Source organism: Planococcus dechangensis (assembly GCF_042654465.1).
GTDB lineage: Bacteria > Bacillota > Bacilli > Bacillales_A > Planococcaceae > Planococcus > Planococcus dechangensis.
The window spans coordinates 61,700-74,459 of the sequence record NZ_JBHSGL010000005.1; the positions used below are offsets into that span (position 1 = coordinate 61,700).

General features: G+C 51.3%; 12 protein-coding genes. 11 read left to right on the forward strand and 1 reads right to left on the reverse strand.

The window, feature by feature from the left end; translation table 11 throughout:
* The first annotated feature begins 13 nt into the window (after positions 1–13).
* The 8 genes from ACFO5U_RS03320 to ACFO5U_RS03355 all read left to right on the forward strand — a co-directional run bounded on the left by ACFO5U_RS03320 (position 14) and on the right by ACFO5U_RS03355 (position 7,797).
* Complete coding sequence (locus ACFO5U_RS03320) at positions 14–1,672, forward strand: GspE/PulE family protein (protein WP_377276691.1); 1,659 nt, start codon at positions 14–16, stop codon at positions 1,670–1,672.
* A gap of 1 nt (position 1,673) precedes the next feature.
* Complete coding sequence (locus ACFO5U_RS03325; protein WP_377276692.1) at positions 1,674–2,729, forward strand: type IV pilus twitching motility protein PilT; 1,056 nt, start codon at positions 1,674–1,676, stop codon at positions 2,727–2,729.
* Complete coding sequence (locus ACFO5U_RS03330; RefSeq protein ID WP_377276693.1) at positions 2,730–3,941, forward strand: type II secretion system F family protein; 1,212 nt, start codon at positions 2,730–2,732, stop codon at positions 3,939–3,941.
* Positions 3,942–4,075: 134 nt separating this feature from the next.
* Positions 4,076–4,525 carry a prepilin-type N-terminal cleavage/methylation domain-containing protein gene (locus ACFO5U_RS03335; RefSeq protein ID WP_377276695.1) on the forward strand — a complete coding sequence of 150 codons (450 nt, stop codon included), beginning with the start codon at positions 4,076–4,078 and terminating at the stop codon, positions 4,523–4,525.
* A 32-nt stretch (positions 4,526–4,557) separates the two neighbouring features.
* Positions 4,558–5,493, forward strand: coding sequence for a type IV pilus biogenesis protein PilM (gene pilM, locus ACFO5U_RS03340; protein ID WP_377276696.1), 936 nt, complete (start codon positions 4,558–4,560; stop codon positions 5,491–5,493).
* Between the two features lie 2 nt (positions 5,494–5,495).
* A complete protein-coding gene (locus ACFO5U_RS03345) occupies positions 5,496–6,212 on the forward strand; it encodes a PilN domain-containing protein (RefSeq protein ID WP_377276697.1) in 717 nt (238 codons plus the stop codon).
* Positions 6,209–6,967, forward strand: coding sequence for a pilus assembly protein PilO (locus ACFO5U_RS03350; protein WP_377276698.1), 759 nt, complete (start codon positions 6,209–6,211; stop codon positions 6,965–6,967). The genes ACFO5U_RS03345 and ACFO5U_RS03350 overlap by 4 nt, the downstream gene beginning before the upstream one ends.
* 74 nt (positions 6,968–7,041) lie before the next feature.
* Positions 7,042–7,797 (forward strand): prepilin peptidase, encoded by a 756-nt coding sequence (locus ACFO5U_RS03355; RefSeq protein ID WP_377276699.1) that lies wholly within the window; start codon positions 7,042–7,044, stop codon positions 7,795–7,797.
* A gap of 590 nt (positions 7,798–8,387) precedes the next feature.
* Here ACFO5U_RS03355 and ACFO5U_RS03360 read toward each other — a convergent pair.
* Positions 8,388–9,914 carry an AbgT family transporter gene (locus ACFO5U_RS03360; RefSeq protein WP_377276700.1) on the reverse strand — a complete coding sequence of 509 codons (1,527 nt, stop codon included), beginning with the start codon at positions 9,912–9,914 and terminating at the stop codon, positions 8,388–8,390.
* 379 nt (positions 9,915–10,293) lie between these two features.
* Between ACFO5U_RS03360 and ACFO5U_RS03365 the strand changes: the two genes are divergently transcribed.
* From ACFO5U_RS03365 to ACFO5U_RS03375, 3 genes are all read left to right on the forward strand, one after another.
* Entirely contained in the window at positions 10,294–10,905 is a 612-nt protein-coding gene (locus tag ACFO5U_RS03365; RefSeq protein WP_377276702.1) for a Maf family protein, read from the forward strand.
* On the forward strand, positions 10,895–11,587 hold the full coding sequence (radC, locus tag ACFO5U_RS03370; protein ID WP_377276704.1) for a RadC family protein: 693 nt from the start codon (positions 10,895–10,897) through the stop codon (positions 11,585–11,587). The genes ACFO5U_RS03365 and radC overlap by 11 nt, the downstream gene beginning before the upstream one ends.
* A 94-nt stretch (positions 11,588–11,681) precedes the next feature.
* On the forward strand, positions 11,682–12,713 hold the full coding sequence (locus ACFO5U_RS03375; protein WP_377276706.1) for a rod shape-determining protein: 1,032 nt from the start codon (positions 11,682–11,684) through the stop codon (positions 12,711–12,713).
* Positions 12,714–12,760: the final 47 nt, after the last annotated feature.

Genomic DNA, 12,760 nt, shown 5'->3' on the forward strand with positions numbered 1-12,760 from the left:
AAGGGGGAGTAGCATGGCCATCAAACGCAGAAAGCTTGGCGACATACTCGTCGAGCAAGGATTGCTGACAGAGCAAGATCTCCAAGGAACTCTCGACGCCAAGACGAACGACCAAAAACTGGGCGATGCCTTACTCGCGCGCGGGCTCATCACCGAACAGCAATTGATCGAAACTTTGGAAATGCAGCTGGGCATCCCACACGTCACGCTGTTCCGCTATCCTTTCGATCCCATGCTTTTCAACGTTGTGCCGAAAGAGTTTGCCAAGCGCAAACTGCTGGTGCCGCTGAAAACCGAAGGCGATAAATTGTTTATCGCCATGACCGACCCGACCGATTTCATCACCATCGACGATCTTCGCTTAGCGACCGGTTTTCAGATCGAGCCGACCATCGCATCAAAAGAAGACGTCTTAAAGACCATCGCCAAATATTACGAAGAAGAATCGTATGACGAATTGCTCGAAGATTTGCCGGCGGCGAATGAAGAAAAAGACGACGAGTTGAGCGACCTTGACGCGCCGATTGTCAAGCTCGTCAATCAGCTATTGTCGAACGCGGTCTCCATGAAAGCATCCGATGTCCACCTGGATCCGCATGAAGGCAAATTGATCGTGCGTTACCGCATCGACGGCACATTGCGCACAGAGCGTGTCTTGCCAAAAACGATGCAGCAAATGATCACCGCACGCATCAAGATCTTGGCCAATCTCGACATCACCGAAAACCGCATCCCGCAAGATGGCCGCATCAAAACGACAGTCGACTTCCGTGCGATCGATTTGCGTGTGTCGTCGCTGCCGACGGTGTTCGGGGAAAAGATCGTCATGCGGATTTTGGATTTAAGCCAAAACTTGACCGACATTTCCAAGCTCGGATTCAATGAGACCAATATGGAACGCTTTATGAAAGAAATCGATAAGCCGAACGGCATCGTCCTCATCTCAGGGCCGACCGGTTCTGGGAAATCGTCGACTTTATATGCGGCGCTCAATAAGCTCAATTCCGAAGAAGTCAACATCATCACCGTAGAAGACCCGGTGGAATACCAATTAGAAGGCATTAACCAAATTCAAGTGAACGCCAACGTCGGCTTGAGTTTCGCTGCAGGGCTGCGGTCGATTTTGCGCCAAGATCCGGACATCGTCATGGTCGGGGAAATCCGCGACAAGGAAACGGCCGATATTTCGATTCGTGCGTCATTAACAGGGCATTTAGTATTGAGCACCATCCATACGAACGATTCGATCGCCTCCATCACGCGGCTCATGGACATGGGCATCGAACCGTTCCTCGTCACCGCCTCACTCAATGCGGTCATCGCGCAGCGCTTAATCCGCCGCGTCTGCCGGGACTGCCGAGAGATCCAGCCAGCTAGCGTACGTGAAAAGGAAATTTTCGAAAGGCGCGGCATCTCCATCGAAACGATCGCGCGCGGCGCGGGATGCTCACAATGCAATATGAGCGGCTATAAAGGCCGCATGGCGATTCACGAAGTGCTGGTCGTCGACGATGCGATCAAAGACGTCATCAATAGAAGCGGCACCGCTGCAGAAATCCGCAAAATTGCCGTCGCCAACAAGACGATCTTTTTGATTGACGATGGTTTATTAAAAGTGAAGGAGGGCATGACGACGACGGAAGAAGTGCTCCGCGTTGCCATGAGTGACTAATATGACAACTGATACAGCTATTCAATTTATCGACAAAGTGCTGACCACAGCGCGCGAACTCGGCGTCTCGGATGTCCACATGACAACCGGCATCCCGCCCGTCTTCCGCATGCACGGGACACTCAAACGCTACGGGGAAGAGCGGCTCATGCCGGAAGACACCGAAGCAATCGCCAAAGCACTCATGCCGGAAAGTTTATGGGATACTTTCCTTGAAAAAGGCGAAATGGATTATTCCTATGCGATTCCCGGTGTCTCCCGTTTCCGTGTCAACTCGTTCCACCAGCGCGGATCGATTTCACATGCCTTCCGGACGATCCCGACGATCATCCCGTCGATCGATGATTTGAAAATGCCGGATACACTGAAGAAGCTGGCTGACACGCACCAAGGGCTCATTCTCGTGACCGGCCCAACCGGTTCGGGTAAATCGACGACTTTGGCAGCGATGATCCGCTATATGAACGAAAATATGACCAAGCACATCATCACCTTAGAAGACCCGATCGAGTATATGCACAGGCACGGCACTTCGGTCATCGACCAGCGCGAAGTCGGATTCGATACGAAATCATTCGCCAACGGCCTGCGCGCCGCTTTGCGCCAAGACCCCGACGTCATCCTGGTCGGTGAGATGCGTGACTTGGAAACGATCATGACCGCCATCACCGCTGCAGAAACCGGCCACTTAGTTATGGGTACGCTCCATACATCGAGTGCCGCATCAACGGTTGAGCGGATTATCGATGTTTTCCCGCCGGCGCAGCATGCACAAATCCGCACGCAGCTCGGCGGCATCCTGAAAGCCGTCATCTCGCAGCGTCTGCTTCCGACAGCAGACGGCAAAGGGCGCGTCGCTGCGACCGAGATCATGATCCACAACACTGCGATCGCCAACTTGATCCGCACCGAAAAAGTGCACCAAATCCCCAACGTCATCTTGACCAACCGGGCAGCGGGCATGCACCTGATGCAAACGTCGGTGCAGGAACTGTTCAACAAAGGCCTCATCACAAAACAAATCGCGGCACCGTACTTGATCGGAGGCGAGGAGTAAGTGGCGCGCTATAGATACGAAGGGCGAGACCGAAAAAAAGTGCGTGCCGGTTTTATCACCTCCGCCAACCGCAAAGAAGCGGTGCAGCGGCTGCGTGAAGAAGGCATACGCGTCATCGATATCCGCGAAGTGCCGGTCGGAGCCTTGCAAAAAGACATCAGCTTCGGCAATCCGGTCAAACGCGACCAGTTCATCATGTTCTTGCGCCAGTTCTCGACATTGATGCGTGCGGGTGTCACCATCGTCGATTCAGTGAAAATTTTGTCCCAGCAAGTCGAATCGAAAGCATTGCGCAAAACGCTCGCAGAAATCGAACAAGAACTGCGCAAAGGAAACTCCTTGTCGGACTCGCTGGCGAAATACCCGAAAGTGTTTGAGCCACTGACGGTCAACTTGGTGAAAGCGGGGGAACTGTCAGGGAACATTGATGACTCACTGGAACGTCTGGCGACGCATTACGACAAAGCGTACCAGACGCGGCAGAAAGTCATCTCGGCGATGAGTTATCCGGTGGTTGTCGGCATTCTTGCGATGGGGGTCGTGATTTTTCTTCTCTCAACGATTGTGCCGATGTTCGTCGATATGTTCCAAGGCTTCGGCGGCGAATTACCGCTCGTAACGCAGCTCGTCATGGGAGCAAGTGAATTCACCGTGCAATATTGGTATCTGCTCGTGCTATTTGCGGTGATCTTTGTCGGCACCATTTTTCTCATGAAAAAAAGTGCGCAAGGCCGCATGGTACTCGATACGCTCGTCTTGAAGATCCCGATCTTCGGAAAGCTGCTGCAGAAATCCGCACTTGCCCGCTTAACGAGAACGCTCAGCTCGCTGTTCACCAGTTCCGTGCCGATCTTGCAGGCGATGACAATGACCGAAAAAGTCGTGGGGAACGCGGTCATGTCGAAAGTGCTGCTCGCATCGCGCGATTCACTAGAACGAGGCGGCTCGTTGACTGCGCCGATGAAGCAGCATTGGGCATTCCCTCCGCTTATTCCGCATATGATTGCCATCGGTGAACAGACCGGCTCGTTAGATCACATGCTTGCCAAAGTAGCGGAATTTTACGAGAAAGAAGTCGAAGCGGAGACAGATAGATTGAAAGCGTTAATAGAGCCATTGATGATTGTCTTTTTAGCAGCATTAGTCGGGACTATAGTACTCGCTATCATGATGCCGATGTTTGAGATGTTCCAAAATGTAGATAATTTGTAGGTAATATAGATAAAATAAAAAGAAAAATTTTCTAAAAAAACATTAAAAACATATTGTTTAATCTGTGACCATTGATATAATTGAGCTGTACTGAAAGTGGTACTTACTTAACCATATGATAGGGGGAAAAGAGAATGAAGAAATTCATGCAAAAGAAATTGAAAGACCAGAAGGGTATGACGCTGATTGAGCTTTTGGCAGTTATCGTTATTATCGCGATCATCGCGGCCATTGCTATTCCGGCGATTGGGAATATTATTGAGAACAGTCGTTACAGTGCAGTTAAGTCCGATGCTACAAATGTAATATCAGCTGCCAATATTTATTTTACAGACAATTCTGCAGAAACAAGTGTTGATACAGAAACACTAATATCAGAAGGCTTTTTAGATTCTCCAGGTAAACTGTCTTCGGCAAAAGACAAAACAGTTGTAAATAATGCAAATCCACTTACGATTACTACTGCGGACCCTGTTATTTATTCTGGTGCAAAAACCTTAACACTCACTGGAGCAACAGTGAATGGCATCACTAGTGACCCTCAAAAAGGCAGTGACACTGGTAATAGAAGTATTTCGAACTAACCAATTCAATAATTCCCGAAGGAGCTGATCAAATGGCCTTACCGTTTTTCCAGAAAAAAGCGCGCGTAGCGACGATTACGATAGAACAAGATGCAATCCGCTATGTTGAGCTGAAGTCGGCGGAGCCGGTGTCACTGGTCCAGGCGGAAGAGATTTTGCTTCCCGAAGGCATCATGGACAACGGCAAAATCGCAGATGCAGAGGCGCTAATTGCGGAACTCGGTAAGGCTGTCAATCAGTGGGGTCTCTCCAAAAAGTCAGTCCGATTCCTCGCCCCTGACGAATTTGTTATTATCCGCAAAGTCCCTTACCCCGAAGACGTCGAAGCCGACGAATTAAAAGGGCATTTCTTTATCGAAATCGGCTCGACTTTGTACTTGCCGTTTGAAGACCCGGTGTTCGATGTGGTGCCATACCATCCGGACACCGACGAACCGGAAGCGATCATCATCGCTTCGAAAGAATCGGTCATCAAAGATTACGAAGACGCTTTTGACGGCGTGAAACTAAAACCGCTCGTTGCAGACATCGCGCCGCTCGCTTTATACCGTTTGGCGTATCTCGAGCACGACATTCCGGAAGACGAGCACATCATGCTCATCGACATTCAAGGAAAGAAAATGACGGTGTCGATTTTCCACGAGCATTTCCCGATGTTCATGCGGCCGGTCGACCTCGAAATACTCGTCAACGACCCGACAGACCCGCTGCAGCTATTGCTGGCGGTCGAAGAAGAAGCCGAAAAGCTCGGCAATTTCTACCGCTATAATATGAACGAAGGCGAACAAGGCATCACGAAAGTCATTTGCAACGGTGAATTCGGCGACTGGGAAGCGTTTTGCGATCGTTTGTCGGAGCGTTTTCAGCTGGACGTCGAGCCGCTCGTCAAGCTCGGCATCGAAGCGGGCGACCGGATCGTACCGGCGAGGTTCAACCGGGCAATCGGCCTTGCGCTGAAAGAGGTGTAGAAATGTTAGTCGATATTAATTTACTGCCCCAAAAAGAGCGCGACCGCCCAGCTGTTTTAATCGCGGCGGTCGCGATTTTATTGCTTGCCGTCATCATTTGGGCAGTGCTCGGCATGATGGCGAGAGCCGAAGCGAACGAACTGCAGGCAATTCAAGCACAGGCCGACGCGGTCATCGCAGAACAAACCGAAATCCGCGCCGAACTCGAAGCGCGCCAAGGCATGAACGAAGAGCAGCAGCTCCAGGCGACGGTCGACTGGGCGGAAAGCTATCAATTCGATACCATTCCGCTATTGGAAGAACTCGTGTCGCTGCTGCCGACGCGCGGTTTTTTCCAGACATTCTCCTATATAGGACTTGACCAAGCGCAGTTGACCGTCCAATTCGATGCGTCCCGCGAATCGGCTTATTATTTGGCGCAATTGAAAGCGTCTGAACTGCTGACGTCCGCCACACTCGATAGCGTCGCAACAGAAGTGTTCGAAGAAGCAGCAGAAGGGGAACTGATCGTCGATCCGAGCGAGCCGCGATTTTTGGCGACCTATACATTGATCTTCCAGGACGACCGCATTCCGGTTGAAGGCGGCGAAGAAACAGAGGGCGCAGAAGCTGTGGAGCCTGTCGAAGAAGCAACGCCGGAAACGACCGAAACTGAAGAAACCGACGTAGAAGTCGATGTGGACGTGGAGACAGAGGAATCAGGAGATGACGCCGCATGAGCAGCATGACAAAAAGCCAAAAAGAAAAAGCGCTCATCGCACTCGCCGTCTTCTTTCTGTTAGCACTCGGACTGTACGCCTATTTCCTCGTCTATGCACCTGCGAAAGACGCCCGCGAACAAGCCCAGCAATCGCTGCGCTCGGAACGCGACGTGCTGATGGCGCTGCAAACTCAAGTAAAAGAGCTGCCGGAAGGGGAACCGGTCAGTACACTCGAGCTTCAGAAAAAAGTCTCGATCGAACCTTTATCTGAATTGATGGTACTGCAGATTGAACAGGCAGAACTGCTGTCCGGCACACAAGTTGAAGCCATCGCGCTCACTGAAGCCGATGTGGCGCTGCCGGTTCCGGTCGAAGGCTTGGAAAACTTAAAAGAAGTCGAAACGACCGTAACGTTTACGGCGGAAGATTATAACGAAATTACCGATTTCATCTCTGAAATCGAAACGATGGAGCGCATACTGGTCATCGAGTCGATCAATTTCGGCGCGAATCCGGAAATCCGTGAAGTGGTTGAAGAAACCGAACGCCTGCAAGTGACTTTGTCATTCGCGGCGTACTACCGGCCAGACTTGATTGCGTTAGGCGACACCGTGCCGAAAATCGATGCCCCGGCGCCAGCGAACAAGCAAGATCCATTGCCGGCCAACGACGGCACGGAGTTCGCCATCGAAGACGACGAAGAACAGATCGACCAGGATCTCGAAATCGATGTCGACATCACCGTCGAAGAAAGTGCATCTGAAGGAGACTAAAAGGAAATCATTGCGATTTCCTTTTCTCTTTGTTTGTAAACGTTACGTAAACTCACTAATGAAAGAGGGACATTATGATTGCTGTCTATTCCGTTTTTGCATCTGTCTTCGGGCTCGTCTTCGGCTCGTTTTATAACGTCGTCGGATTGCGCGTGCCAAAAAATGAATCAATTGCCTATCCGCCGTCCCATTGCACAAATTGCGACAGGCGGCTGACGGCACTCGATTTGGTGCCGGTGTTCTCTTATCTATTCCTGCGCGGCAAATGCCGGAGCTGCGGCACGCCGATCCACTGGGTCTATCCGCTGATGGAAGCGATCACCGCCGTGTTGTTCACTGCCGTGTTCTTGAAGTTCAGCTTCACGCCGGAATTGATCATTGGCTTGTTATTCGTGTCGATGCTCGTCATCATCACGGTGTCGGACATCGCCTATATGCTCATCCCGGATAAAGTGTTATTGCCATTTGCGTCGGTGCTGCTCGTTTTGAGATTTATTGTGCCGCTCGATCCTTGGTGGGATTCGCTAGTGGGCGCGCTCGTCGGATTTTCTGTCTTGCTGCTAATTGCCACGATTTCAAGAGGCGGCATGGGCGGCGGCGACATTAAATTGTTTTTTGTCATCGGCTTGGTGCTCGGTACAGCGGGAACTTTGCTGACGCTTTTCCTGGCCTCGTTTATCGGTGCCATCGTCGGCATCTTCATTTTGCGCATCCGCAAGCAAGGGCGTAAAACACCGATCCCGTTCGGCCCGTCCATCGCGCTCGCCGCCGTCCTCGTCTATTTATGGGGCGAACAATGGATCGGTTGGTATGTAAGTTTAGTGATGTAAGCATATTAATATTATGTAAACTAAAAAAGCGCTAAGAGTACATCTGTTATCTTCTGAAGATATGGAGCAAAACAGCATAGATGCCTGCAGGAAAGCGAGAAAACCAAGACCCTGCAAGCGAATAAGTGAAAGATAATTGAGCTTATTCGTTTGCCATGCATTTACGTAGTAAATGTCAGAGCGTTGAATAAGTGGATAATCCACAATCAATTCTAAGAATGAGCTACTTTTCGCTAGACCAGAGAATCAGAGAAATGTTTAAGTGTTTGGAGAAGCATTCGCTCGACTCCTGTGGGACTAGCGGGTTTGAGAGACCCCACAGTGAGCAGAGCGAGCGAGGAGGCTCGATTCCCGCCCCACGGAAAGCGAGCGATACGCTTCGGAAAACCCAGCTACTTATTGTTTCTCAACAACCTGGCATTTACGTAGTAAATGTGGGAGCAGATGTTTTTGCGTAGCGACGAAGCGGCTTGGCGCTCACCCGCGACAAGCTTAGCTGTTTTGCGGAATATCAACCAAAGAGACTCACTATCATAAATACACAAAAAAGCGAAAGCACCGGATTTCGGTGCTGTCGCTTTTGTTGTTCTTTAGTTGTTGTAATGGATCGGTGAAGCTGGCCCGAGATCGATGCCGAAGAGCATCCAGACAATCAGCATGACGGTCCAAATGGCCATGAAGAAAATCGAGTAAGGGAACATGACCGAGATCAATGTACCGATGCCCATTTTCTTGTCGTATTTCTGTGCGAATGCAATGATGATCGCGAAATACGTCATGAGCGGTGTGATGATGTTCGTGGACGAATCCGCGATGCGGTACGCCATTTGCGTCAATTCCGGTGAATAGCCGAGCTGCATCATGATCGGTACGAATACCGGTGCCAGCATCGCCCATTTCGCGGAAGCGGAACCGATGAACAAATTGATGATCCCGACGACGATGATAAAGCCGATGATCAGCGGAATGCCGGTGAGGCTCAAGGATTCCAGCGCTTCGGCACCGTAGACGCCGAGTACCATGCCGATGTTCGATTCCGCAAAGTAGGCGACGAATTGTCCGGCAGTGAACGCGAGGACGATAAAGACGCCCATGGAAGCCATCGTATCGGACATTTGCTCTGCGACATCTTTATCGCTGGTGATGTTTTTCGTTGCAATTCCGTAGGCAAGGCCTGGAATGAAGAACAAGATCGTGATGATCGGGACGAGCGAGCTCATGAACGGTGATTGGACGATGCCGCCGTCTTCACCGCGCAGCACGCCGTTCTCTGGAACGATGAGCAGTGCCGTCAAGATGACGCCGACAAGTGTCGCGACGCCAGCCCATAGCAAACCTTTTTTCTCGAGTGTCGTCAAGCCTTTCATTTCTTCGCGGAACTCGCCTTTGTATTCGCCCAGGCGCGGTTCGACGATTTTTTCGGTGACGACAGCACCAACGATCGTCAACAAGAACACAGATGCGATAATGAAGTAATAGTTCATCGCGATGTTCATGCCTTCCGCATATGCCGGATCCATGATCGCAGCGGCGGAGATCGTCAGTTCACCAAGCATGGCGTCTGTTGCAGATAGCAGCAAGTTCGCCGAGAAGCCGGCAGAAACACCGGCAAACGCGGCGGCAAGACCCGCGAGCGGATGGCGCCCAAGTGCAGCGAAAATAACTGCGCCAAGCGGCGGCAAGACTACGTATCCTGCGTCAGACGCGACACTGGCCATGATACCGGCGAAGACTAGACCGCCGGTGATCAGGAATTTCGGAATCGATAATACGAAACCGCGCAACAATGCCGAGATCAATCCGGTGCGTTCGGCAACGCCGATCCCGAGCATCGTTACGAGCACGACGCCGAGCGGTGCGAAGCCGATGAAGTTGCTGACCATGCTGCCGAATATGTATTGAATGCCTTCAGCATTGAGCAAGTTCTTGACTTCGACGATTTCACCTTCTTGCCCGGGGTGTTCAACCGAGATGCCGAGGTTGGCAAGTACGGCCGAAATGACCAGCACGAGTATCGCCAGCCCCGCAAAAAGCGTCACCGGGTGCGGCAGTTTATTACCGATCGTTTCGATGCGGTCGAGGGATTTTTGGAACAATCCTCGTCTTTGTTTTTTCAAAATAGACAAACTCCCTTCAAGCGTTGGATATGAAAAAGACTATCTAATTATTTCGTAATAGTAATTTTCAAAAAATTAAAGCTGTTATCCATTATAAAACGTTCATAATCATAAGAAAAGCTTATTCCTGAAGTGCCAATTGCGCTAATTTTGAATAATATTTGATGATAACAATAGATGGCTTGATGACGGGCTTTCCAGCTATCAAAAAATATGCGGCAGACACAAAAAACTTTGCCCATACTCTTCGTTCTGATGAAAGCGCTATCTTGAAATTGAAGATATGACCCTGGAATTCCGGTCAAATTCTGGATTTCGCCATTTTGCCGTCGATCTTGCCGAATGGTATGATGACTGTAAAAAAGGAGGGGTTTTAATTATGAAGTTTACATCGAAATATCCGCTCGTATTAGCATCACAATCACCGCGCCGCCGTGAACTGCTCGGCATGCTCGGCATTCCGTTCGAGGTGACGCCGAGCAAACAGGCGGAGCCTGACCCGAAAGCATTCCAAACGCCGCTCGGCTATGTCATGGCGTGCGCACAACAAAAAGCCGAAGAAATCGCCCGCCGCCAAAAAGACGCGCTGGTGATCGGGGCGGATACGATCGTCGTATTGGACGGGCATATCCTGTTAAAGCCGCAAGATAAACAACAGGCGATGAGCTATCTCCAGCGCTTGTCCGGGCAGGTCCACGAAGTCATCACGGCAGTTTCGGTGCGCCAAGGAGCGAGTGAACTGTCATTCCACGAACGCGTCAAAGTACGTTTTTATGACTTGCCAGCGAGCTGGATCGATGCCTATACAGATACCGAAGACCCTTACGATAAAGCTGGCGCTTACGGCATCCAAACCTTGTCCGGGCTGTTCGTCGAAGGCATTGAAGGTGATTATCATGCGGTCGTCGGGTTGCCTGTCGCCAAACTCTTGCAGCAATTGACGCGTGCGGGCTATACACAGATCGAAGGAGCGCATGATTATGCCAAATGATCAAGCGCTCATGATCCGTGATGTCCACGCCGCTGACCGCCCGCGTGAGCGGCTTATCAAACAAGGGGCGGTGAGCTTATCCAACCAAGAGCTCATCGCCATTTTACTGCGCACCGGAACGCGAGAAGAATCGGTGCTGCATTTGGCCAACCGCGTGCTCAAGCAATTCGAACACCTCCACGAACTCAAGCATGCCGCCATCGAAGAAATGACGGCGATCAACGGCATCGGCGAAGCGAAAGCAGTCCAGCTTTTGGCTGCGGTCGAACTCGGCCGGCGTCTGTCGTCCAAACAAACCGATGAGCGGTTTACGATCCGTTCCCCGAAAGATGCTGCGACCTATTTAATGGACGACATGACTTCACTCAAGCAAGAACATTTCGTCTGTTTGTTCCTCAACATCAAAAACCAAGTGATGCACCGTCAAACAATTTTTGTCGGCAGTCTTAACGCCTCCATCGTCCATCCCCGAGAAATCTTCCGCGAAGCCGTCAGACGCTCGACCGCATCGATCGTTTGTGCGCACAACCATCCTTCCGGAAACCCTGCCCCTTCGCCGGAAGACATCGATGTCACGAAGCGGCTCATGGAAGCTGGCTCGATCATCGGCATCGAACTGCTGGACCATATCATCATCGGCGATCATCAATTCACCTCATTGAAAGAAAAGGGGTTCATGTAGCACTGTATATTTTTTTCCGGATGTTCTATAATGGGTGGTATTGTGCAAAGCTGTTGCCGGTACCGCCGGTTTACATAAGAAGGGAAAGATCAATGTGTTTGGATTTGCTTCGAAAGACCTCGGCATCGACCTCGGCACCGCGAATACGCTCGTCTATTTAAAAGGACGCGGCATCGTGCTGCGCGAGCCGTCGATCGTCATCAAAAACACCCGCACGAATGAAATCGTCGCTGTCGGCAAGCGCGCGCGCGATATGTTGGGCAGGACGCCTGCGAACATTGTGGCGCTGCGCCCGATGCAAGACGGTGTCATTTCCGATTACGATACGACGCTTGCCATGATCAAGCATTGCATCGCGCAGGCAACCGGCAAAGCACCGGGCAAATGGCGCGGCGGCAAAGTGCTGATCTGCGTGCCGTACGGAGTTACTTCTATAGAACAGCGCGCCGTATTGGATGCAGCGCGCGCAGTCGGCGCCAGCGAAGCGTATACGATTGAAGAACCTTTTGCTGCTGCAATCGGCGCAGGCCTTCCGGTATGGGAACCTGTCGGCAGCATGGTCGTCGATATAGGAGGCGGAACGGCGGAAGTCGCCATCATCTCGCTCGGCGGCATCGTATCGAGCGAATCGATCCGCGTCGGCGGGGACGAGATGGATGAAGCGATCATCCAGTATGTGCGCAAAACCTATAACGTCATCATCGGCGAACGCACCGCGGAAAACCTGAAAATGGGGATCGGCACCGCAGCCGTGATGAACGATGAAGAGGCGGACGTATCCATGGAAGTTCGCGGCCGCGATTTGTTGACGGGATTCCCGAAAACATTGACCATCACCGCAACAGAAATAGCGCTCGCATTAAAAGAGCCTGTCATGAAAATCGTCGAAGGGCTCGGGACTACGCTTGAAAAAACGCCTCCTGAACTTGCGTCCGACATTATGGACCGCGGCATCTTCTTGACTGGCGGCGGGGCGCTGCTGAAAAACCTCGACAAAATGATCGCGGAAGCGGTCGGAATGCCGGTGTTCATCGCTGATCATCCGCTAGATTCGGTCGCACTTGGAACCGGTCGCGCGTTGGAGAATTTCGACCGTTACCGTTCCGCCATTGAACGCCCTAAATGATTTCTACCCATACTACATGAGCCAATCAATTAAGGAGGATCGCCTCA